This window comes from Microcystis aeruginosa NIES-4325, assembly GCF_008974145.1.
Lineage (GTDB): Bacteria > Cyanobacteriota > Cyanobacteriia > Cyanobacteriales > Microcystaceae > Microcystis > Microcystis aeruginosa_G.
Map to the genome: position 1 here is coordinate 1 of NZ_BJKP01000010.1, position 23,183 is coordinate 23,183.

Consider the following 23,183-nt stretch of genomic DNA (forward strand, 5'->3'; position numbering starts at 1 on the left):
CCACTCCCCAAAAATGACTATCCCGCATTAAGTACATTTACTTTTGTGTCCTGTTGGATAGGTTTTGCGCTGGATAAAAGTATCGTCAGCATGAGAGACTTAAGCGCACGCCTGAAAATGCAAGGAATTAATGTCAATACGTCAACGTTTTCTAAGGCCAGTAAAATCCGAGAGACAGAACCATTTGAGAAAATCATCAATAAATTAAATAAAAGTTTAGTAAACAAAAAAGGAAAAGAAGCGGCTCAAGCTTTATTTCCAATTGACTCGACAATAATCTCACTGACAAGTAAACTGTTGTGGGCAAAAGGATGGCATCAAGTAAAATTATTTTGTGGAATAAATAGTATCACCACAGAAGTGGGGGGGATTGTGATCAATTTTGGTCAAGGACATGACTCTAAAGAAGGGAAAAAAACTAGAGAAGAAATTCCTGTAAATGGAGTTGGGGTAATGGACAGAGGCTTTTCTTCTAATGAAAGAATCAGAAAATTATTAGAGAAAAAAGACAAGCACTTTGTTTTAAGGGTAAAAAATGATATGAAGCTAGAAATGCTGGAAAATGGTCAGAGCAAGCTAGGAGCAGAAAAAAGAGAAGTAGAGGTAAGAATCGTTGAGTTTTGTGATCTAGAAAGTAAAAGTGAATTTCCGATAGCGACGGACTTACCCTTAGAAGGAGAAGGGGTGGTAAGTAATGAGGAAATTGCCGAAATGTATCGACAAAGATGGCAAATAGAACTTGTTTGGAAGTTCTTAAAAATGCAGCTAAAGCTTGACCGTCTAATCACAAAAAACGAGAGAGGAATTTGCCTACAAATTTATAGCTGTATCATCGCTTATTTAATTTTGCAGCTAATAGATATTGAAGAAGTATTTGGCAAAAGCTTATTAGATAAATTGCGCTATTTACAGAGTTTTATGTGTCAACATATCAGCTATGTACACTGGTTTAGAAAAATTGTCTATTCAATCTGAAAAATGGCGTTCTGGGGTTGTCATGTTCTTAAATGTAAAGTTTTGTTACGAGATTCAACATTTCTGCGACTAATCATATTCGGAATCTACTGTGGTTGTGACATCGCTTTTCTCCCTTTCTCAAAATTGCCACTGCAATACAGGGGGGCAACTATAGCTGTGGTCATCACTTCCCCATCGCTGATCTGTTGCTGTGAATCCTCTTGATGATTCATGGCTTTGAGAATGTCCTCACAAAGGCAATAAATCGCTATAATCTCGTCATTCATTTTTTTGGCTGCTACTCGTCTTTTATCTTTTGTAGCAGCTTTTTTTGCTTAATCCCATAGGTAGCAACTTAGGTTAGCTAACTTTGTTAGATAAGAACTTTTTTGAGAATAGACCTCTTGCAAAAATCAAAAATCTTCCGTTAGGTGAGGAGTAAGCACCCAGTAGTCGGTCGTCAGGAGAATTAAGAATGAGTATTAATCAATTAAATGCTCTATTTGGGTATTTTATGCAATTTCATGTCTATTTTTCTCATTTTTGAACTCTCAAAAATTAATTGTGCAAGAACTCTATTCTTTTTTCAACTTCAATCTAAAAATCGAGAAAAAAGACAATCGCTCCATCATACCATAAAAAAGTTATGCAAGAGGTCTAATCAAGAATCTCTCGAACAATTGGGTTTCAACTGGTTGAGGCTTCCTCTAAAAGCTTTGATGTACTCAGCTTCTAATCTTCTTTTTAGGTGGGAGAATTGCTAGATTCTTTCTTGGAGTCCTTTGCCTCTTGCCCCTTCAGTAGCTGACGGCTAAAAAGCTGATAACTGATAACCCGGGAGAAAATATAATTGTAGCTACCTACCCATTCCTGATTAATTCCTATGGCAGAAGAAACCACCACCCCCGCAACTCCAGCTGCAGAAGCAGCAAAACCGGCTCAACCCGCAGCCGCTAAAAAGCCCAAAGAGCCTACCGTCGAGGAAAAACCCTTGGCTGAATTTATCGAGCAGCATTTTCAACCCGCCCTGGCGGCAGCCTTGCAAAAGCTGGGTATAACTGATATGAAGCTATCCTTTAAACAGGATAAAATTCCCGTGCAGGGCTTTTCTGGCTCTCCCTGTTGGCAGTTAACCGGCAATTGGCTCGGGGGAATGCGTCAATTTAGCATTTATTTTTTGGAAGAAGACATCAACGGTAAAAAAGCTTTTTCCCAAGCTGAGGGCGGTGCTCTACCTAGTACTCTTGAATCATTTATGATCGATGAAAGGAAAGTTAGTCTCGATTTACTGTTGTTTTACACCTTGCAACGGCTTAACGGTCAAAAGTGGTTGACGAGAAACTAAAATTACTGAGGATTAGCGATCGAGAAGGGGGGTAAAATGAGCATAGACGACCACTGCTTATCGATCGCTAATAGTAATTATGCGTGTATTTGTACTACTTTTTAACGCAGGCACAGAAAACGAAGGTATCCACACCATTCAAATGGGAGCTATCAATAAGGTGTTGATGTTTGAATCGGAAGATGATGCCACCCGTTATGCTCTGCTGTTAGAGGCACAGGATTTTCCGACTCCCACGGTAGAGAAAATTGATTCGGAGGAAGTGGAAGAATTTTGTCACAGCGCTGGCTATCAAGCGGAAATGATTGAAGCGGGTATGTTGGTAATTCCCCCCGAAAGCAATGCCTCAGAGTTGGATTGGCAAAAAGAGGAAGTCCCCCCCGCCGAGGAAGAGTTTTCCGAGATTCCCGATGCGGAGTTAGACAGCATCCGTCGTCGTCTAGAAGGACTTTTGTAATAAACCTCTTGTAAAAATCGAAAATTGTCCTGCTTGGTTCGGAGACAGGAGCCAGTAGTCAGGAGTTCGAAGTCAGAAGACAGGATAATCAATCAACGTTGTTCCCTGTTCACTGATAACTGTTCACTGATAACTGATAACTGAATATGACAACTGTGGGGGAATTGGGCGAAAATTTGGTGGCGGATTGGTTGCAATTACAGCAATGGCATCTCCTCCAGCGTCGTTGGCGTAGTCGTGGCGGTGAAATCGATTTAATCGTTTTGTCTAAATCTCAGGCGACTCTCGCTTTTGTCGAGGTGAAAACCCGCAGTGCTGGCAATTGGGATTTAGGGGGCAAATTAGCGATCGATGACCGTAAACAGGGGAAAATTTACGAAGCTGCCCAGATATTTCTCTCCTTTTATCCCCAATGGTCCGATTTAACCTGTCGTTTCGATGTGGCTTTGGTTAGTTGTCAAAAAAGTTCTCTATTAGCTTTACCTGAGTTTTCCCTTGATTATCCCTGTCAGCTACGGGCAGGTTATCAATTGCAATTACAGGAATATCTCGTGGCGGTTTTCTAAAAACACAATATGCCCGCCTAGGGAGGCGGGCTTCATCTTGTACAAACGATATGGACTCCTAAAAAATTAACGGACTTAATACAATAGAGGTTTACAGAACCCACAACAGTCTATCTGTCAACTATCAAGATTTCTCAGTTTACCGACTCAGGTGCTGATTACGGCTCACTCTATCTGTCCTATATCGAGCGACAGAGGCGAAACCATACTTTACTTTACCAACTTCGAGAATCTGCGTCCGATTTAGCTGTTGCGTTGATCTAGAGCAGGTGGCACAGGCTCTAGGTCTTTTTGCCTGGAAGGAAGTTGAGTCGCTTCCTTTGTGCCTTATGTTTTTAAGATAACACCTTTTTCAGGACTCGATCGACCTTGTGATTAAAGTTTACACTTATTGATTTTTAGCAAAATTTGCCGTTACAAAACTATAGGAAGTGGGGAGTGGGGTGTGGGGAGAATAAATAAAATAATCTCCTATCTCCTGACTCCTGACTACTGATCACTAATCACTGATTAGGGACTGAATCTCCTGTCTGTAGGCAAAAGGAGCGCGACTGAGAGCCTCTTGAAAGAGGGGTTGAGCCTCTTGATTTTTGCCCTGTTCTTTCAGTATGATCGCCGTCGCTAAAATCGGTCGGAAATCGTTCACATCCATCTGTTGAGCTTGTTTATAGGCTTTTAAAGCTTCTGGATAATTTTGCTGCTCGAAATAGATTTTGCCTAAAAGTAACTGAACGGAAACGATATCGATTAAACTAGCGGGGTTATTGGAATCGGCAGCGGCTTTTAAAGCGCGATCAAGCGTGTCTTTGACCAGACTAATCGCCTCGATCGGGCGGTTTTGGCTGAGAAATAAATTAGTTAATCCAGTTAAGGCCTGTAGATCTTGGGGATGGGAGGCTAAAAGGGCGCGATAACTGCCTGTGGCTCCTGCATAATCCTCTATTTGCTGTTTCGCTTCTGCCAAAAGTAGTAGATAATCAGATTGTTGGGGGTTAAGTTGCGCTAATTTTTCTAAAGGTTCGATCGCTTGCTTTAAATCGCCCTGCTGTAAGCGAGTATCTAATAATCCCCGCAAAGCCGTCTGATTATCGGGTTCGCGCTCTAAAACCATCTGATAACCCAAGGCTTGACTGGCTAATTCCTCTTGTTTCACTGCGGACAGATGACTCTGGCCTGAGGATCGCTCACTCTTGAGAATAGAAGTCAATAGCGGCATGGTCGAGAAAGACAGCAAAGCAAATAACATCAGGATGAGACCGATGGACAGCCAACGACGTTGAGAGAGAGAGGCTTTCATAGACTGGGGTGCGAGGGGACAGACAGGAAAATGTTATGGAAATCTGGAGATTTGATTAAGGGATCGATCGAATTGGCCGCTCTTTATTGAGTACAATGGGCAAACGGTCAAGACTCAAAAGGGTTTTGACCAGGTTGACAGTCAAAAGATCATGGTTCTTAATATATTAGATGCCAGTAGAGTCGCCCTAGAGGGTTATTGTAACCTCCCAGATCGCGCTTTTGACTTGCTTGATTACTAATTTACTATGTGTCTCCGCCGCTAGGAGTGTGATATGAATCGTCCTGGGAATCGGTCTACCGAATCACCGAAAACCCCCCCGACTACTGAAGTGGCAATTCAGGAAGTCCCCGTTAAATCCCCCCATACTGAAGCTGATTTAGCCGTAGAGTCAGCCCCCCCCGAAGAAGTCAAACGTCAACAACCGATCCCCCCTCCCAGTCATCTGCGGCAGTATCGGGCGATCGGTCTCGTCTATGGCCATTATCAGCGATCGGAGGAACAATTAACTAAAGGCAATATTTTAACTGCCGATGGTACTCTGATCGATTCTGTGATTCTCGGTCGGGTGATCAGTTTGGTTAAAAATCATCTCGATCTGGAAAAACCCCATCTTTGGGTGGTTTATCCGCGCACCCGTCAGGAAAATGATGCCCTTCATGTTCAGATTGTCGGTGTTTGGGAACCAGAAACCCTGAAAAAGGAGGATGATCAGGAGATAGAACCTCTCCCTGGTTCTACCCCTGGTTATTTCTCGATTCGAGGCGAAGTCATCTTTACCGAACGGGAAAATCAAGCGGTAGTGGTCAAAATCCGACAAATGCCCAAAACTGAAGCGGAAAAACCCAAGTTTTTTAAACTAAAATTGCGCGGCACTTTACCTGGTAAACCGGTCAGTCGTTTTTGGGATTTTCAGGTACAACTGAAAGGGGATGCCTTAACTATTTTGGAGGGTTTAGACCTAGGTTTTGCCAGCAAGAAAAAACCGATGGGTAAGGGAGGTTTTAAAAAGCCTTTTGATAAAAATCGTCGTCCCTCAGTCGATAGATATTCTCGACCGGAAGGGGAGGAAGAAAAACGACCTTTTACCCCCGGACAATCCCCTATCCCTCGGCCTTCCCGACCCAAACCCGTATCAGAAACCTAATTTTTTCTAGGGATAGGTTTCTCACCCATCCCTAGGCTTACAGTTTTTTTTCAGGAGTTACTTGATACTTAGTATTGGGAATATAAGCGCGAATTCTATAACTATAATCTGTTCCTAAAATATCCGTGATAAAAACCGCTAACTGAGTGCCTAAAATCGCTTCATCGGCAGAACTAAAAGATTTATAATCTTCTATTAACCATTCTTGACCACCATTAACTAAGGTACATCTAAAGGTGCCAAGAGATTCAGCAATTTCTAGATTTTTTGTATAGTTTCTCGTTTTTACTTCCCCCCTACTATCGGCCCTCAAACATAATTGATTAAGTTCTGCATAAAATTTGGCAGGAATTTTGTCTAAATCACCCCTTTTAGTCACCCAACGCACGAAAAGATGGAAAGACCAAGGAAGATTGAGATAAACTGGATAAGATAAATAAGATAAACCCAGAATAATTGTTAAATATAAGGAATAAATTAGGAATTTATTATATTTCTTTTTTTGGTATTGATTTAAATGTTTAGCTAAATCTAGCTTGGATTTTTGCATAAATTTCAATTACTCAAAAGTAATTAGTAAAGAATAAAATGTATCAAAAAATCCTGCGTTTTGCTCCAATTATCCTATCCTTGAGTTTGTTTATTTGACCGGACTGGGCAATTAGTCAAGAATTTAAACACTACACTTTTGCCCAACTGTGGGCTAGTTTAAGTGATATTACCACAACGTGGTAAGCTAGAAGCTATTTTTTAGATGGCTTTGGGTTATTTATCGATGACGGGTTACGATCGCCTAGGTTTTTATCCTATTAATCATCTCTTAGCGTTAGGCACTATTATCTGCAATTCTATTAGCCAGTCTTGACCACCATTGATCAAAGTACATTTAAAGGGACCAAGAGATTCAGCAATTTTTGTATGGATTCCCGTTTTTACTTCCCCCGCACTATCAGCACCCAAACATAATTGATTAAGTTCTGAAGAAAATGTAGCAGGAATTTTGTCTATGTCCACATCACCCCCTTTAGTCAGCCAAGGGATAAAAAGACGGAAAGTCCAAGGAAGATTGGTGTAAACTAGATAAGATAAACCCAGAATAATTGTTAAAGATAAGGAGGAAATCAGCAATTTATTATATTTTCTTTTTGGCGGTCGGTTTAAATGTTTAGCTAAATCTAGCTTTGATTTTTGCATAAATTTCAATTACTCAAAAGCAATTAGTAAAGAATAAAATGTATCAAAAAATCCTGCGTTTTGCTCCAGTTATCCTATGCTTGAGTTTGTTTATTTTAGCGGTCTGGGCAATTAGTCAAGAATTTAAACACTACACTTTTGCCCAACTGTGGGCTAGTTTAAATCATATTACCACAAGTCGTAAGCTAGAAGCTATTTTTTGCATGGCTTTGGGTTATTTGTCGATGACGGGTTATGATCGCCTAGGTTTTTATTATATCAATCATCCCTTAGCTTTAGCCACTATTATCCGCACTGCTTTTATCAGTTATGCTTTTGGTAATACCATTGGTTTAACCTTATTTTCTGGGACAGCGATTCGTTATCGTTTCTATACTCCTGCGGGGGTGGGGGTGGCGGACATTGCCAAAGTTATCACTTTTACCCATTTGAGCTTTTGGTTAGGAATGTTAGGCATTGGTGGTGTAAGTTTCCTCGTCGATCCCCAACGTATTCCTCAACTTTTAAAATTACCTTTTTTAACTACCAAACCATTAGGAATATTTTTTTTATTGCTGGTTGCTGGCTATTTTTTGTTGACTCTCACCTATAAAAAAACCATAAAAATCGGTCAAGAAAATATCTATTTGCCCTCTTGGAATCTTTCTCTAGCTTTGATATTGGTGACTTTTATCGATTGGATATTAGCGGCCAGAGTTCTATATCTTCTTCTCCCGGGCAACTATAATACTTCTTTTTTAGGATTTTTCGGTCTCTATGTATTTGCCATGACGGCAGGGGTATTAAGCAACGTGCCGGGGGGGATAGGTGTTTTTGAGTTTATCATGCTGAGATTACGTCCAGAATATGTATCTAATGGCGAGCTTTTAGGTTCTTTAATCGCCTATCGAGCTATTTATTATTTCCTGCCTTTAATTGTCGCTTTTGTCTGGTTATTGGGTTACGAGGCGCGCAGAAAATAAAGCCCGCAAATTAGCTTAAACGGACAAAAAAAGTCCCCATGCCGTCATAGCTGGGGAGCATCAATCTAGTAGGCTAAAGTTTCTAAAGTTTCCCGTAGATAGGAACAAATGCGAGCATCAGCATCGTCTCTATTTTTACCCGATTCTAGTTGTTCTTGCTGCCAACGCCGAAAACCGGAACTGGCGGCGATGGCTTGTTTTAAATGCTCCCAAGTATGATGATCTTTGTGAAGTGGGGTGTCGGAAAATGCGGTAGAGTTGCCCATCTTTACCTCTGGTGGTAGGGTTGCACCTTTTAACATAACTTAAAAATCGCTGAAAATTCTGATAACTGGGACACAATTAGACAGAAAAAGGTGTTACCTAGCGGGAAATCTGCGGGGATGCCAACACCTTTTTTGAGGAAATCTAGCAGATTTTTAGGAGATTTTGCTGGTTTCTGCCGCTTCTTCAGCCTCCACTGCCGCGTTTAAAGCTGCGGGGGGAATGGGGATAGGAAATACCGACGGCAGGTTAGCGGTGGCATCTTCGGGGGGCTGCCCGGAGTGAAAACGACGGTAGGTTAAAACACCGGCTACAGTGATTGCTCCTGTAGCGGCGCCAACCCCTAAAATAAGTTTGTTAGCATCGACAGGGAGGGTGTTATTGCTGCCAAAAATGCTTTTACCTTGAGCGAAAGGACAAGCGGAGGCACTGCCAGCATCAAGAGTACCCAAAACAATGCCACTGACGAGGGTAGCACTAACGGCGATGGAGGTGAAAAAAGTTTTCTTCATAATTGCCTTGGGGATAGGTTGTCAATAGCGATTATCCTTGCATTATAGATATCTCAATCAGAATTGTCTATTTTATTTCCGTTGGTGACATTGAAATAATTTTGTTTAAGGATAATGAATTATCAATATCGTGTCGGGGGTAGTCTTGCCTATAACCATCCTACCTATATCGAGAGAAATGCCGATCGAGAACTGTTAATGGCGTTAAAAAATGGTCAATTTTGCTACGTTTTTAACTGTCGTCAGATGGGCAAATCCAGTTTAAGGGTACGAGTGACCCATATTTTACAGCAATCGGGCATGGATTGCGCGTCCGTAGATATAACCAGTCTTGGTAGTAATGATAATTTATCCCAATGGTATAACGGCGTAATCACCCGTTTGTTTTTAGGATTTAATCTGACGGGAAAAATTAATCTTAAATCCTGGTTGCGCGAGCGAGAGGATTTACCCCCCGTGCAGCGTTTGGGACAATTTATCGAGGAAGTTTTATTAGTTTATTGTCGGGGAGAGAAAATATATATTTTTATTGACGAGATCGATAAAATTCTCAGTTTACAGTTTTCTCTAGATGACTTTTTTTCCCTGATTCGTTATTGTTATAACCAAAGAGCGGAAAATGCTCAGTATGAAAGAATTACTTTTGCTTTATTCGGTGTTGCTACCCCAGCAGATTTAATTCGCGAAAAGACCCAAACATCTTTTAATATCGGCCAGGCGATCGAATTAACGGGATTTAATCTGGCGGAAATTGCTCCTTTAACGGCGGGATTATCCAGTCAAAGTAATTATCAACCTGATTGGTTAGAAAAAATTATCTTTTGGACGGGAGGACAGCCATTTTTAACCCAGAAAATTTGTCAGCTATTGCTGGAAACTAATTTAGATATTGAGACGCTGATCAAAGAGAGAATTATTAATAATTGGGAATCTCATGATGAACCGGTTCATCTGCGAACCATTGCTGATCGCTTGTTAAGAAATCAAGAGAAAGCGGGTCGTTTGTTGGGCATCTATCAACAAATTTTAGAAAAGGGATCAATCCTGTGCGATGACAGTCCAGAACAAGGGGAATTAAGGTTATCGGGGTTGGTGGTAAAAAAGGATAATCAGTTAGTAGTTTATAATCCTATTTATCGAGAAATATTTAATCTCAATTGGCTGGAAAAACAATTAGAGCAATTGCGTCCCTACTCAGAAGCGATCGCCGCTTGGCAACAGTCTAATTATACCGATGAATCGCGGCTTTTACGCGGAAAAGCTTTAAATAATGCCCTCGATTGGTCTCAGGGAAAAAGCTTAAGTAATCTTGATTATCAGTTTTTAACTGCTAGTCAAAATCTCGATAAAAGAGAGGCAGAAATTAGCCTAGAAACTCAGAAGCAAGCTAATAAAATTCTAGCAATCGCTCACAAAAAAGCTACGAAAAGAATTCAAATTGGCTCGGTAATTTTAATTGCTTCTCTACTGGGTTCTTTCTTCGCTTTTATTCAGGTAAAACAAGCATGGCATCAAGTGGAAAACGCTCAACTAGGTATTAAATTACAGCGCAAGGGTGATAGTGATTGGCAACAATTTCAATTTGAACAATTAGAATCTTTAATTGCGGCTATGCAAGCAGTAAATGGTTTAAAAAATATCGTTACTGATGACCAAACTCTAGGTAAATATCCTGCTACCAGTCCAATTATTACCCTGCAACAAATTTTAGATCGTATTCAAGAAAAAAACCAACTGCAAGGACACCGGGGAACTATTTATAGTGTTAGTATTAGTCCTGATCGTCAAAAAATAGCCACTGCTTCTCAAGATGGAACGGTAAAAATTTGGAATCAAAAAGGTGAGAATATTCAAACTTTGACCGGTCATCAGGGAGCAGTTTATAGTGTTAGTTTTAGTCCCGATGGTCAAAAAATCGCCACCGCTTCTGAAGATAAAACCGCCAAAATTTGGAACTTGCAAGGACAAAATTTAGTCACATATCCTGATCACCAAGAATCAGTTTATAGTGTTAGTTTTAGTCCCGATGGTCAAAAAATTGTGACTACTTCCAGGGATAAAACCGCTAGATTGTGGAATTTATCAGGTCAAACTTTACAGGTATTTAAGGGACATAAAAGATCGATAGATGCAGCTAGTTTTAGTCCCGATGGTCAAAAAATTGCCACTGCTTCCCGGGATGGTACGATTAAAATCTGGGATTTATCAGGTAAAATTATCCTGAGTGTAGGTCAAGAAAATATTGGGGCTTTTTATAGTGTTAATTTTAGTCCCGACGGTCAAAAAATTGCCGGAGCATCGGCCGATAAAACTGCTAAAATCTGGGATTTACAGGGAAATTTAATAGCTACTTTCCGGGGACATCAAGATTTTGTCAACAGTGTTAATTTTAGTCCTGATGGCCAGTTTATAATTACCGCATCTAGTGACGGTAGTGCTAAAATTTGGGGAATGCAAGGGGAAGAAATAACTACTCTCAGAGGACATCAAGAATCAGTTTTTACTGCTGTATTTAGTCAAGATGGAAAACAGGTGGTAACTGGATCGAGTGATGAAACGGCTAAAATTTGGCAACTGAACAATTTAAATCAAGCTAAGGCCGATAATACCAGCGTTACCATTAATTACCAGGGCAATATTATCGCTATTGCTAATAAAGATGGTCAGATTACTTTACTGGATTCACAAGGTAAAAAAATTAGAGAATTTACCACAAAAATGCGTTCAATATATAGTATAGCTTTTCATCCCGATAGTAATCAGATAGCGATTACAGGAAGAAATGGAAAAGTCCAAATCTGGAGCAAAAAAGGAACAATGCTCCAAGAATTTACCGCTAGTCAAGTACCGATTTATAGTCTTGCTTTTAATGGAGAGGGAACAGCAATAATCACGGGAACAAGCGATGGAAAAGTTCAATACTGGCACTTAAGTAATCATCCACCTCAATTAATTAATTCTTGGACAGCCGATGATAGTATTATCTATGATTTGGTGTTTTCTCCCGATCTTCAAAAAATTGCTACTGCTACTCGGGGAAAGATTAAAATTTGGGATTTGCAGGGTAATCTTTTAAAGGAGATTAAAACCGATTCTTTTCCCGTTTATGGAGTTAGTTTTAGTCCCGATGGTGAAAAAATCGCCGCTATTTCAAGGGATGGTACAGCTAGACGCTGGGACATTGACGGAAATTTGCGCTCCGAGTTTAAAATAGAAGAAGATATCGTCTATGGGATCGCTTTTAGTCCTGATGGTCAAGAAATTGTGATTATTGCTAGGGATGGTCAAAAGCATCGATGGCCCTTAGAAACGGAATATAATTATTTACAAAAATTGCTCGATCGAGGTTGTCTTTGGTTAGAAGATTATCTCAGGACTCGTCCCGACAAACGAGAAGCACTATCCCTGTGTACTGGGAAAATAAAACCATCGAATTAAATTAATTCTTCAAGTCATATTGTCAACTTGTTTTTATACCAAATCGGTTTTTAATAGTGTGATTAACTCCCAAGTTATGAATAGTTTCTCCCCGCTCCACTATACCTTTTAAACAGGATTTATTTTTACTGGGTGGGGGGCATAATTATTGCCTAACCCACCCGCTAAATAATCTTAATTTTTAATTCGATGGAGGGGGATTTTCTGCGCTTGGCGATCGAGTTTCTGGGAGATTATCTTCTCCGATAGTTTTTTCTGGGGGCAACTTTTCCTCTGGAGGGGGATTTTCTGCGCTTGGCGATCGAGTTTCTGGGAGATTATCTTCTCCGATAATTTCTCCTTGGGGCAAATCTTCCTCGGTAACTTCAATAATCACCGTTTCGCTAACGGCAATAGTTTCGACTTCAACAGTTGCGACAGGTTCAGTCGGGGGAATTTCTGGGACATTTTCGGAGGGTTTGATCTCTTCCGTTGCCAAATCAAAATCATCGAAATCATCGAAATCATCGAAATCATCGAAGCTTTCCCCATCATCAATAATTTCTGCGGCTTTTTCCCCAATTTCTGTCACTGATTCTGGAATAGTTTCCCCGATAGCTGCCGCTTTTTCGACAACGGGGGCAATCGTTTCTTGATCTTTTTCCCCAATTTCTGTCACTGATTCTGGAATAGTTTCCCCGATAGCTGCCGCTTTTTCGACAACGGGGGCAATCGTTTCTTTGACTTTTGCTGCTACTTTCTCAGGTTTAGCTTTAGTTTTAGGGGATTGGGAGGGAGTAACTTTCCCCAGACGATTGCCTAACCAACCGACAATAGTAAATAATTTAACTGGTTTGTCGGGATAAAAAAGTGCTTGTCTGAGTTTGAGAGTTTGCCAAGCGAAAGTAATAAATAATATGGCCGCGGCAGCTTGTCCGAGGAGGATAGCGCCTGTAATCCTTCCCGCGCACAACCAGAGGACAAGGGCATAGAATAATCCTACCGCACTCCAGAGAAAATCATCTTGACGGTGGCGATCGGGGGCGATAAAAGCGGTGGTGAGGAGGTAGAGACTACTTAATCCCACCACGATCGCTAGGATATAGGGCAACATTTGCGATTCTCCTTTGACATTTCCTTTTTTATTGTGCGTTATTTCGGGTCGATCGAGTCTATTTTTTGATTAATTTGGGAAATTATCGAGTCAGATGGTCTTTACCTGTGTTTATGAATAGCCATAGTTAATATTAGGAAATTCTTGGTTTATCCTCTGCTGCTTGTGCTGATCAGATTAAACAAGCTTTCGGATCAAATGATTAAGTTTTGGTCTTTAACAAGTAAAGTAGAATCAGCAACCCTTGATCAACCCACAGACAAACTGTTATCTTTAGCAATTAGTGCCGATGGCAAATATTTAATTAGCGGAAGTGCTGACAAAACTGTAAAAATTTGGCAGAATACAGCGTTTCTCCCCTAGATGAGGTGCGTTTTTGCGACTGAAATCCTTACTTCGGCAAAGTTTTATTTATACTTCACCTTGACGAGAAACGCTGGCAGTAGGATAAAATAGTAAAATTAAGACAATTATTTCGATGATTTTGCCTAATTTATTTAATCCTAACTAACGTTTTTTAATTAAACTCAATCCCGCAGCAATTAAGCCTAAACCCAATAATCCCCAAGTGCTACTAGGTTCGGGAATTCCTAAGGCTTTAAGTGCCAATTGACCGATTAATTGATGACTGCGGGTGGTGGGATGAATACTATCCCAAAAAAGGTATTCATTCGGATGAGGACAAACTTCGATAGGTTGCACAGGAATTCCGTCTTGAATGGTGCTTAAACAAGCTTGATCAATATTAGTAAACCCGTACTCAATGGGGCGATTGCGAGCATCGGCAAACAGGGAAAAAATGTCAAGGGAAGTAATTTCAAGACTGGGGAGATTTTGCGATAAACTACTCAAAGTGAAGGCCAGTAAGCCATTATGAGATTGGGTGATTAGACTAAGATTGCTAGAGTTAGGAGTGGATAAGGTGGCGGGTAATTGCCCTAAATCTGGTAAATTGGGAATGAGAAAATTTCTAGCACCAGCATTGTAAAGATCAATAATATAATCGCCGATATTGTCAACGGAATCACTCACATTGATTGGCTGACTACCAAGATAATCATTCGCACCACCAAAGACAATATATAAAGCATCAGAGTCCACGGCTGGATTTGTCAACAAGAAACCGCCTACTTGTTGTTCAATCCCTGGCAAGAGGGGAGCAATCGTATTAGCATTGCCAGTAGTGGCACCGGCGATAGCAAAATTTGTCTGTAGAGTGGGGGTCAGTCCTAGGGCTGTTTGCAGATATTCTACCCAAACTATACCATTAGAAAATCTTTGGTCGTAGGGGGGCTGGGGGGCAATTCCTCCAGAGGCAATAAAAAATCGCCCAGCATCGGAGAGACTATCCCCAAAAACAAATGCCTGGCTAAAGGCATTGGCTGCGGTGGGGACGCAAAAGGAAAGAATGACAAAACTGGTGACAGACAGAGATTTTTTCAGGTAGTTATTGAACATAAATATAGATGGGATTCTACCCTAGATCAATTAGCGTGTTCTGCCTAAGTTAACAGATTTTAGCTCAAAAAGCTTTTTTTGTAAGATATTTTAATAAATCCGCTCAAGGGTTTTTAAAGTTAAGAATTTAACTTTTGCTATGATTGACTTAACCCCGACAGCTAGTTGATAGCAGTTATCTTAATTATGAGGTGCGAAGTCTCCGGTTTTAGGGAACGCTGGAACCCAGGAACAGTAGCTGGTAGTCTAGAGATGATGCCAAATCCCGTCGCACTTCCTCTTGATGAGCAACGTTGTCTTAAATTATCAAAATCGAAACTTATGCCGACAATATTTTATTGGGGAGAAGATGAATTTGCTATTAACCAAGCAGTGAAAAATCTGCAAGCAAAACTTCTCGATCCCAATTGGATACAGTTTAATTATGATAAAATTAATGGCGATCGCAATGAGGCAATTATCGAGGCCCTCAATCAAGCGATGACTCCAGTTTTCGGCATGGGAAATCGTTTAGTTTGGTTAGCCGATACGGTTATTTGTCAACAATGTTCCGAGGATATTTTCAAGGAATTACAGCGCACTTTGCCCAATTTACCCGAAAATTCCTATCTGTTATTAACCAGTGCCAAAAAACCCGACTCCCGCTTAAAATCGAGCAAGTTTATCCAAAATCAGGCGGAGGTTAAAGAATTTGAACTAATTCCTCCTTGGAAAGTCGAGGAAATTGCCCAAAGAGTTAGGGAAATTGCCAAAGAAGTGGGAGTAAAATTAACTGCCGATGCGATCGAACTATTAGCGGAAGCGGTGGGAAATAACAGCCGCTTGCTGTGGATGGAGTTAGAAAAACTGCGTTTATTTAAAAATAATTCGGCGGGAACTATTGACAAAAAGGACATTTTAAGCTTAGTCAACGCCAGCAATCAAAGCAGCCTACAGTTAGCCAGCGCTATTTTAAAACGGGAGACAGGCAAAGCCCTCGAATTAGTTAATGAATTATTAAATCGCAACGAGAACCCCTTGGCTATCACCGCCACCCTAGTGGGTCAATTTCGCACTTGGGCAATAGTGAAATTAAAAATTGAAGAAGGAGAAAAAGACGACAAAAATATCGCCGCCGCCGCCGAAATTGCCAATCCCAAGCGACTGTATTTCATTCGCAAAGAGATACAATCCTTTTCTTCTAAACAACTTCTCGCCACCTTGTCCATACTTCTCGAATTAGAATATCGTCTCAAACGGGGTGCAGAACCTTTGGCAACTTTGCAAACCAAAATTATCGAACTTTGTTGTTTATTGGTGACTTAATACCCTTCCTTGCTGTTCAGAAATCCTCTAGAATAAGATTCTATAGATTTCAGACTTCTAAATAGCCACAATGACCGATGATGCCATCCCTAGTCTAAATTTAGCGATCGCTAGTTTAGCCACGAGTAATAATTTCGCCCGTTGGGTGACGAAAGCGCCCCTACCCGGGGGATATGTGCATCATGACTGCGAATGGACCGAGAGTCTAACCACGGAATGGATGGCATGGCAGGAAATGTTCTGTCTGCAAAAAATGCCGACCTTGCCGATGTTAGAGCAATTAGAAGCAAATTATCGACCTAAACTGACTCTTTCGGGAGAAGGCGGCAGTTATGGCGGTCAATTGATGCAAAAACTAGGTATTAGTCTCTGGCAATGGTTATTTCAAGCATCAATTAGTCAAAGTTTCGCCCAAAGTCAGGGAATCGCCCTCGGCAAAAATCAGCCCCTGCGAATTCGCTTGGAATGTCGCAATCCCTATTTAATTCTGCTGCCCTGGGAAATTATGCAGCAAGCGGGTAAACAGGCCATATCTCTGCATCCGAATATACTCTTTAGCCGCACCACCAGCGATGTGGAACCACTGCCAGCGATAAAACCGAGTAATAGTCTCAATATTCTCTTAGTTATTGGTGAAAAACAGATTAAAACCGCCGCTAGTTCCCTCAACCTCAGCGCCATTAATACGGGTCTTGAATCCGAGGCCGCCAATCTCATCCGGGCCATCTCCCCTGAAGATAGTAGTTCCCCCTCTCAGAATTTGGGAGTGAAAGTCACAGTCGATACCTTAATTCGACCGGGATCCGAAGAACTGACCAAGGCCTTGGATACGGGTAAATATCAAGCTTTTTTTTACGCCGGTCACGGAATGGCTGCCCCCAATGGCGGTTCCCTATTTCTACGGCCGGAGGAACAGCTAAACGGTACGGAGTTAGCCCAAGCTTTGGTGAGAAATCAAGTTATTTTAACGGTTTTTAATGCCTGTTGGGGTGCTTATCCCGCTACATTCGGTCAGGAGATGATTCCCCGCAGCAGTCTGGCGGAAGTGTTGATTCACCACGGCGTTCCCGCAGTTTTGGCCATGCGAGATGCGATCGCAGATCGCGAGGCCTTGAGTTTTATCGAAGTTTTTACCCGCACCCTCTTCGGGTTCAAAGACAAAGAAGCGCAGATGTCCAAGTTGCCCCACGGTCTGAGAGTCCCTATTGATCAGGCCGTTCGCATCGCCAGGCAGCAGCTATTAACCCTCTACAAGTACAATCAGCCCGCTTGGACTTTGCCGATTCTCTATATGCACCCAGAATTCGACGGGCAATTGCTGCAAACCTTTGATGAGACTCAATTACCGACGGTTATGCCCAATATCTCCAGAACCATGCCGGCCGCTTTCTTATACTATCTCGATCGTCCCGAAAGAAAATGGTCAATCCGTGGTGGTGGCATGAATATAGGACGGGACAGGGAAAATGATCTACAGATTGCTGAAAAATGGGTTAGTAAAAACCATTGTCGGATCATTTGCCGTAAAAATCCCGATTATCCAGACTATCAATACTTTCTCGAAGATTTCTCCCGTTTTGGTACTTTTATCTACCAAGATGGCCACTGGAAACAGGTTCATAACCAAGAAGTTCCCCTAGAGTCGGGTTTACAGATTCGCTTCGGCAGTTACGAAGGCCAAATCCTCGCATTTGTGATGGAATAATTAGGGTTGGCTGAAAAAGTTTGTCCTGGGAAGTGGGAATTATGAATTATGAATTATGAATGATGAATTATGAATTATGAATGATGAAGTGGGGGGGTGGGGAAGTGGGGAAATTGAACTAAAACCCTAAAACCCCAAAACCTGCCCCTGACGACCGGCTACTGACTCCTAACCCCACCAACAAACTTTTTGCCGCAAACCCTATCTAACCTTTTGCTTCCTCTTTCAGGGAATAAATTGGTTTAAACCAACCTTTGCGCCAGAAGTAGAAAATCAAGCCCCCCGCTACGGCTAACATGACTAACCAGACAAGGAAATAACTCCATTCTCCTTTTAATTCTGGCATATTCTCGAAGTTCATGCCATAGACACCAACGATAAAAGTTAATGGAATAAAAATCGTCGAAATTACGGTTAAAAACTTCATAATTTCGTTTAATTTATTGCCCATAGTGGACATATAAACATCCATCAAACTCGCCGCTAATTCTCGATAAGCTTCGATAATTTCCAGAATTTGAATGACGTGATCGTAGGAATCCCGAAAATAAATTTGTACCTCATCGCTGACTATACCATGATGGTCACGCATCAGTAAATGTAGAACATTTCGCATCGGCCAAATTAAGCGACGCAGTGCCAATAATTCCCGACGGACATCATAGATTTCCTGCATGGTATCTCGATCGGGATTACTAATAATCGCATCTTCCAACGCTTCAATCCGATCTTCGTAGTGTTCTACCACGGGAAAATAACCATCGATAATCGTGTCTAATAATAAATAGGTTAAATAATCCGCCCCCGATTTCCGTACTCGTCCCTGGGAAGTTCGAATTCGATCTCTAACTATCTCAAAACAGTCCTGTAATTCCTCCTCTTGAAAACTCAAAAGATAGCGTTTTCCCAAGACAAAACTCACCTGTTCTGTATCAAAACCGCTTTCATCTTCTTTCAGTCGCACCATCTGAGAAATCACTAACAATTGATTGTTATAATCTTCTAACTTGGGTCGCTGCGGCACATTAACCACATCTTCTAATAATAAAGGATGCAGATTAAAAATTTCCCCTACTTGTTTTAAAACCGTCTCACTACCTAACCCTTGAATATCCATCCAAGACACGGTATTTGTGCCAATATAGGGGGCGCAAGCATTGGGGGTAATATCCACCTTGCGAACGGCGTTATCTTCATCGTAGTCAATTAAAATAATCCGCGAGGGTTTGGCATCCGGCTCGATAATTAATGTCCCTGGTTCACTACCCGGTTCATCATAAAAATAATCGAAGTAGTCTTCTTCCTCGTCTCCATCGGTATCGGGACGATTGTTGACGAATATATCGGGTTGTAGTTGGGTCATAAGCTTACAACAATCTGGCTAGTTTGGGCAATAAGAAAACAGAAAAGTTAAAAAATTTAATTTGCCTAAAGTTACTATCTATCGCCATGAGATTACATTGACATACTCCCACCGTCAAGCTACGCTGTGACGGGGGATTCTTTCCACATCGCTGTTAGAAATTCCTTGTTCAACGAGACAACTTAGATTCTCAATGTCTCCACTGAAAACCCAGAGGTCGGACTCTCCCAAGGCGTTTGGGTCGGTTTCTGTTTGCCCAACAGTACCGTTGAGATGATTTCCCAAATATTGCAACCCTTTTTTAAGAATATTTATTGCTGCATTATGATCCCTATCTAAGACTGTTTTACAATTGGGACATTGATGAGTTCTAGTGCTTAATGTTTTTTGAACTCTCGTCCCACAAACTGAACAATCTTGGCTAGTAAAATGGGGAGGAACAGCAACACAAACAATCCGATAAATCTTGGCAAAATAATTCAACCATTCAGTGAATTGATACCAAGAAGCATCAGAAATCGACTTGGCAAGCTTACGGTTTTTGACTAAGTTTCTTACCTTTAAAGCTTCATAAACTACCAGATCATTAGACTGGACCAACGCCAAAGCATCTTTAATTGCTTTGTCTTTACGTTGTCTTGACACTTTAAGATGAAGCCTAGCCACTTTTATCCGTTGCTTGTGATAGTTGTTAGACTGTTTCTTTCCTTTACGAAATCGTTTTGATAATCGTCGTTGTGCTTTTTTAAGTCGTTTTTCTGACTTTCTTAAATAACGTGGATTCTCTACTGTATTGCCTTGAGCGTCGGTATAAAATTCCTTTAACCCTAGGTCAATTCCTGTTATTTGTCCCGTTGGTTTATGGTATTCTTGCCGTTCTACGTCAATCAAAAACTGGCAATAATAACCATCGGCACGTCTAACAACTCTTACCCGTTTAATCTGTTGCTCTGAATAATAAACTAAGGTTTTTTGATTACACCATAAATCAAATTCTCCTGCTTTAAAGCCATCGGTAAATTTAATTTTACGTCTATCATCAGATAGTTTGTAGCCTGTTAGTTTATACTCAACCGAACGGCTATGCTTTTTAAACCGAGGAAAACCCTTTTTCCCCGGTATCTTAGCATGACAATTCTGGTAAAACCTATTAATTGATTGCCAGGCTCTATCAGCAGCCGATTGACGAGCTTGAGAGTTTAATTTATTAACCCATGGTGTCTCTTTATTGTTAGCTAGTACCGCACAAAGCTTTTGAAGATCATTACGGGTTGTCCCCTTATTGTCCATCCAATAACGAACACAAGAGTTACGCACAAACTGAGATGTCCTAATTGCTTCATCAAGCCGGTGATATTGTTCTGGTGTCCCGTTTTTTAGCTTGGCTTCTACGACTAGCATTGATTAATCCTCGACCCTTGGATCGTTTAATTATAACACAGTTTACCTACAAATAGTAGAATTAAAATCGTGCTTCGCAGTCAATATCCTGGTCGGATTTCATCCCCCGCAAAGGTTGATGTCTTGTCGAAAAATTTAGCGGGGGCATTCATCCGACATTTTAGGTAAACTGAAGATTGTTTACTGATTTATTCCCTCCTGATAATTGTCAACGATGAGATTAATCGGGAGAATTAGCAATATTGACGGCCAAAATTTATGGAATCCGCCTATTTTATTCCCCGTCTAGTTATCCCCGTCGGTGATCCCGCCGGGATCGGTCCTGAAGTGGTGTTAAAAGCGATCGCCGATTCCCCAATCTCGTCTATTTGTCAGATTACTCTAATCGGCACCAGAACGCTTCTCGAAAAAGCCTATCACGATCCCCATCTTCTCGATCGCTTTTCTCTGATCGATTTGCCCTACAATCAAGAAAAAATCGTTTGTGGGCGTGGGGATGCCCACAGTGGTGAAATCAGCTTTCTTTACCTGCAAGAAGCGATAAAACGCACCCTCAAGGGCGAATTTGATGGTATTGTCACCGGTCCGATCGCTAAATCCTGTTGGCAGTTGGCCGGTTATGATTTCCCCGGTCAAACGGAGGTTTTAGCTACCATGGCGGGAATTAACCGTTATGGGATGCTATTCGTCGCTAAATCCTCTCACACTGGCTATAACTTACGCACTCTCCTCGCCACTACCCACATCCCCCTGCGAGAAGTTCCCGATACTCTTAACCCCGATCTGATGACCCGAAAACTAGACCTATTGATCGAGTCTTTAAAGCTAGATTTTGGCATCGATCGCCCCAAAATCGCCATATCTGGCCTTAATCCCCACAGTGGCGAAGCGGGAAAACTGGGAAGGGAAGAAAAGGACTGGTTACAGCCTTGGCTAGAATCAATGGGACAAAAATACCCGCAAACCCAATTAATCGGCCTTGTCCCCCCGGATACGCTTTGGGTGGAACCGGGACGCGCTTGGTTTAGCGGTGCAGGGCAACCCGCCGACGCATATCTGGCATTATACCACGATCAGGGCCTAATTCCCGTCAAATTAATGGCTTTTGACTGTGCTGTTAATACTACCATCGGTTTACCTTTTGTTCGCACCTCTCCAGACCACGGGACGGCTTTTGATATCGCTGGCCTTGGCATCGCTAGACCCCAGAGTATGCAAGCGGCGATCCAATTAGCGATCGAATTATGTCAGCAGCGGTGCAACCAGAGAACTAAACTAGAGATATAGCGCTCGATAGGAGACAATTGGGATATGGGTATCGCTTCAGTTAACCCTGCCACTGGAGAAATTCTCAAGACTTTTACCCCTCTAACCTCGGAGGAATTGGCGGCGAAATTAGCCCTAGCTGAGGCAACTTTTCAGCAGTATCGCCACACCGCCATCAGTCAACGGGGACAGTGGTTACGGCAAGCGGCGGACATTTTGGAACGGGATCAGGTGGCATTGGCTAAAACCATGACTTTAGAAATGGGGAAACCGATCAAGTCAGCGATCGCAGAAGTCCTCAAATGTGCCTTGGTTTGTCGTTTCTATGCCGATAATGCCGCCGGTTATCTGGAAGATGTGCCGATTGCCACCGATGCTAGTCGCAGTTTTGTCCGTTATCAACCCTTAGGGGTGATTTTAGCGGTTATGCCCTGGAATTTCCCTTTATGGCAAGTATTTCGCTTTGCTGCCCCCGCTTTGATGGCGGGAAATGTCGGCCTACTCAAACACGCTTCTAATGTCCCCCAATCAGCTTTAGCGGTGGAAAGAATTTTATTAGAAGCTGGGTTTCCCGAAGGCACTTTTCAAACTCTTTTGATCGGGGCCGATCGCGTTAGTGATTTAATTAACGATGAACGGGTAAAAGCCGCCACTTTAACCGGTAGTGAACCGGCGGGGATCAGTTTAGCAGCTGCCGCAGGAAAACAGATCAAAAAGGTGGTTTTGGAGTTGGGAGGTAGTGATCCTTTTATCGTTTTAGATACTGCCGATATCGAGGCGGCAGCGACTACGGCAGTGACGGCAAGATTGTTAAATAATGGTCAGACTTGTATCGCCGCTAAACGGTTTATTGTTATGGAAACTGTCGCCGATCAATTTGAACAGTTATTAGTGGCCAAATTCCAAGCTTTAAAAGTTGGTGATCCCCTCGATGAAACTGTTGATATCGGTCCTTTGGCCACGGTATCGATCGTCTCCGAAATTGCCGCCCAAGTGGAAAAAACCGTCGCTATGGGTGGTAGAGTCCTTGTGGGGGGTCAACGTTTAGAGGGAAAAGGTAACTTCTATCTACCAACGATTTTAACCGATATTCCCGCCGGTTCTCCGGGGGAAAAAGAGGAATTTTTCGGACCGGTGGCTTTACTATTTCGAGTCAAAAATATCGAGGAAGCGATCGCTTTAGCTAATGATAGTCCCTTTGGTTTGGGTTCTAGTGCTTGGACGAATAACCCCGCAGAAATTGAGCGTTTAATTACCGAAATTGAGGCCGGTTGTGTGTTTATTAACGGTATGGTTAAATCCGATCCTCGTTTACCCTTTGGGGGGATTAAACGTTCCGGTTTTGGTCGCGAATTAAGTGTGGAAGGTATTCGCGAATTTGTCAACGTTAAAACTATTTGGATTAAGTAATTCAGTTATCAGTTATCAGTTATCAGTTAGAAAAGCCTTATAT

Annotated in this window: 21 protein-coding genes and 2 pseudogenes; 13 read left to right on the top strand and 10 right to left on the bottom strand. The window is 41.8% G+C overall.

The window, feature by feature from the left end:
• Positions 1 to 975: IS4 family transposase (locus MiAbW_RS07305; RefSeq protein WP_151695556.1), on the top strand; the 975-nt coding region annotated here is incomplete at its 5' end.
• A gap of 86 nt (positions 976 to 1,061) precedes the next feature.
• On the opposite strand, the gene MiAbW_RS07310 is transcribed toward MiAbW_RS07305, so the two are convergent.
• On the bottom strand, positions 1,062 to 1,244 hold the full coding sequence (locus MiAbW_RS07310; RefSeq protein ID WP_151695557.1) for a hypothetical protein: 183 nt from the start codon (positions 1,242 to 1,244) through the stop codon (positions 1,062 to 1,064).
• 596 nt (positions 1,245 to 1,840) lie between these two features.
• Here MiAbW_RS07310 and MiAbW_RS07320 point away from each other — a divergent pair.
• The 3 genes from MiAbW_RS07320 to MiAbW_RS07330 all read left to right on the top strand — a co-directional run bounded on the left by MiAbW_RS07320 (position 1,841) and on the right by MiAbW_RS07330 (position 3,325).
• Positions 1,841 to 2,302 (top strand): DUF2996 domain-containing protein, encoded by a 462-nt coding sequence (locus MiAbW_RS07320; protein WP_151695559.1) that lies wholly within the window; start codon positions 1,841 to 1,843, stop codon positions 2,300 to 2,302.
• Positions 2,303 to 2,381: 79 nt separating this feature from the next.
• On the top strand, positions 2,382 to 2,759 hold the full coding sequence (locus tag MiAbW_RS07325) for a DUF3110 domain-containing protein (RefSeq protein ID WP_151695560.1): 378 nt from the start codon (positions 2,382 to 2,384) through the stop codon (positions 2,757 to 2,759).
• Between the two features lie 146 nt (positions 2,760 to 2,905).
• Positions 2,906 to 3,325 carry a YraN family protein gene (locus MiAbW_RS07330; protein WP_151695561.1) on the top strand — a complete coding sequence of 140 codons (420 nt, stop codon included), beginning with the start codon at positions 2,906 to 2,908 and terminating at the stop codon, positions 3,323 to 3,325.
• Positions 3,326 to 3,824: 499 nt separating this feature from the next.
• Here MiAbW_RS07330 and MiAbW_RS07335 read toward each other — a convergent pair whose 3' ends face one another.
• Positions 3,825 to 4,622 carry a tetratricopeptide repeat protein gene (locus MiAbW_RS07335; RefSeq protein WP_151695562.1) on the bottom strand — a complete coding sequence of 266 codons (798 nt, stop codon included), beginning with the start codon at positions 4,620 to 4,622 and terminating at the stop codon, positions 3,825 to 3,827.
• Between the two features lie 274 nt (positions 4,623 to 4,896).
• On the opposite strand from MiAbW_RS07335, the gene MiAbW_RS07340 reads away from it, so the two are divergent.
• The gene (locus MiAbW_RS07340) at positions 4,897 to 5,769 is read left to right on the top strand and encodes a hypothetical protein (RefSeq protein ID WP_151695563.1); all 873 of its coding nucleotides are present in this window, start codon (positions 4,897 to 4,899) and stop codon (positions 5,767 to 5,769) included.
• A gap of 37 nt (positions 5,770 to 5,806) precedes the next feature.
• On the opposite strand, the gene MiAbW_RS07345 is transcribed toward MiAbW_RS07340, so the two are convergent.
• Positions 5,807 to 6,319 (bottom strand): hypothetical protein, encoded by a 513-nt coding sequence (locus MiAbW_RS07345; protein WP_151695564.1) that lies wholly within the window; start codon positions 6,317 to 6,319, stop codon positions 5,807 to 5,809.
• Positions 6,320 to 6,357: 38 nt separating this feature from the next.
• Here MiAbW_RS07345 and MiAbW_RS20550 point away from each other — a divergent pair.
• A pseudogene (locus MiAbW_RS20550) lies at positions 6,358 to 6,610 on the top strand (hypothetical protein); the annotation flags it as partial.
• A gap of 5 nt (positions 6,611 to 6,615) precedes the next feature.
• Here MiAbW_RS20550 and MiAbW_RS07355 read toward each other — a convergent pair.
• Positions 6,616 to 6,963 (bottom strand): annotated as a pseudogene (locus MiAbW_RS07355) (hypothetical protein); the annotation flags it as partial.
• Between the two features lie 38 nt (positions 6,964 to 7,001).
• Here MiAbW_RS07355 and MiAbW_RS07360 point away from each other — a divergent pair.
• A complete protein-coding gene (locus MiAbW_RS07360) occupies positions 7,002 to 7,925 on the top strand; it encodes a lysylphosphatidylglycerol synthase domain-containing protein (RefSeq protein ID WP_151695565.1) in 924 nt (307 codons plus the stop codon).
• Positions 7,926 to 7,990: 65 nt separating this feature from the next.
• Here MiAbW_RS07360 and MiAbW_RS07365 read toward each other — a convergent pair whose 3' ends face one another.
• Together MiAbW_RS07365 and MiAbW_RS07370 are read right to left on the bottom strand one after the other, a co-directional pair.
• Entirely contained in the window at positions 7,991 to 8,227 is a 237-nt protein-coding gene (locus MiAbW_RS07365) for a hypothetical protein (protein WP_151695566.1), read from the bottom strand.
• Positions 8,228 to 8,344: 117 nt separating this feature from the next.
• Positions 8,345 to 8,701: a hypothetical protein gene (locus MiAbW_RS07370; protein ID WP_151695567.1), complete on the bottom strand. Its 357-nt coding sequence runs from the start codon at positions 8,699 to 8,701 to the stop codon at positions 8,345 to 8,347.
• A gap of 114 nt (positions 8,702 to 8,815) precedes the next feature.
• Between MiAbW_RS07370 and MiAbW_RS07375 the strand changes: the two genes are divergently transcribed.
• Entirely contained in the window at positions 8,816 to 12,139 is a 3,324-nt protein-coding gene (locus tag MiAbW_RS07375) for an AAA-like domain-containing protein (RefSeq protein WP_151695568.1), read from the top strand.
• A 181-nt stretch (positions 12,140 to 12,320) separates the two neighbouring features.
• Here the strand turns inward: MiAbW_RS07375 and MiAbW_RS07380 are convergent, their stop codons facing one another.
• Positions 12,321 to 13,232 (bottom strand): Ycf66 family protein, encoded by a 912-nt coding sequence (locus MiAbW_RS07380; RefSeq protein ID WP_151695569.1) that lies wholly within the window; start codon positions 13,230 to 13,232, stop codon positions 12,321 to 12,323.
• Positions 13,233 to 13,430: 198 nt separating this feature from the next.
• Between MiAbW_RS07380 and MiAbW_RS07385 the strand changes: the two genes are divergently transcribed.
• Complete coding sequence (locus MiAbW_RS07385; protein WP_238707213.1) at positions 13,431 to 13,595, top strand: WD40 repeat domain-containing protein; 165 nt, start codon at positions 13,431 to 13,433, stop codon at positions 13,593 to 13,595.
• Positions 13,596 to 13,739: 144 nt separating this feature from the next.
• Here MiAbW_RS07385 and MiAbW_RS07390 read toward each other — a convergent pair whose 3' ends face one another.
• Complete coding sequence (locus tag MiAbW_RS07390) at positions 13,740 to 14,690, bottom strand: SGNH/GDSL hydrolase family protein (RefSeq protein WP_151695650.1); 951 nt, start codon at positions 14,688 to 14,690, stop codon at positions 13,740 to 13,742.
• 321 nt (positions 14,691 to 15,011) lie between these two features.
• Here MiAbW_RS07390 and holA point away from each other — a divergent pair, with 321 nt between their 5' ends.
• Together holA and MiAbW_RS07400 are read left to right on the top strand one after the other, a co-directional pair.
• On the top strand, positions 15,012 to 15,995 hold the full coding sequence (gene holA, locus MiAbW_RS07395; protein ID WP_151695651.1) for a DNA polymerase III subunit delta: 984 nt from the start codon (positions 15,012 to 15,014) through the stop codon (positions 15,993 to 15,995).
• Between the two features lie 70 nt (positions 15,996 to 16,065).
• Entirely contained in the window at positions 16,066 to 17,700 is a 1,635-nt protein-coding gene (locus MiAbW_RS07400; RefSeq protein WP_151695570.1) for a CHAT domain-containing protein, read from the top strand.
• 205 nt (positions 17,701 to 17,905) lie between these two features.
• Here MiAbW_RS07400 and corA read toward each other — a convergent pair whose 3' ends face one another.
• Positions 17,906 to 19,063 (bottom strand): magnesium/cobalt transporter CorA, encoded by a 1,158-nt coding sequence (corA, locus tag MiAbW_RS07405; protein WP_151695571.1) that lies wholly within the window; start codon positions 19,061 to 19,063, stop codon positions 17,906 to 17,908.
• A gap of 114 nt (positions 19,064 to 19,177) precedes the next feature.
• The gene (locus MiAbW_RS07410) at positions 19,178 to 20,464 is read right to left on the bottom strand and encodes an RNA-guided endonuclease InsQ/TnpB family protein (protein WP_151695572.1); all 1,287 of its coding nucleotides are present in this window, start codon (positions 20,462 to 20,464) and stop codon (positions 19,178 to 19,180) included.
• A 258-nt stretch (positions 20,465 to 20,722) separates the two neighbouring features.
• Here MiAbW_RS07410 and pdxA point away from each other — a divergent pair, with 258 nt between their 5' ends.
• The gene (pdxA, locus tag MiAbW_RS07415; protein WP_151695573.1) at positions 20,723 to 21,751 is read left to right on the top strand and encodes a 4-hydroxythreonine-4-phosphate dehydrogenase PdxA; all 1,029 of its coding nucleotides are present in this window, start codon (positions 20,723 to 20,725) and stop codon (positions 21,749 to 21,751) included.
• Between the two features lie 24 nt (positions 21,752 to 21,775).
• Complete coding sequence (locus MiAbW_RS07420) at positions 21,776 to 23,140, top strand: NAD-dependent succinate-semialdehyde dehydrogenase (protein WP_151695574.1); 1,365 nt, start codon at positions 21,776 to 21,778, stop codon at positions 23,138 to 23,140.
• Positions 23,141 to 23,183: the final 43 nt, after the last annotated feature.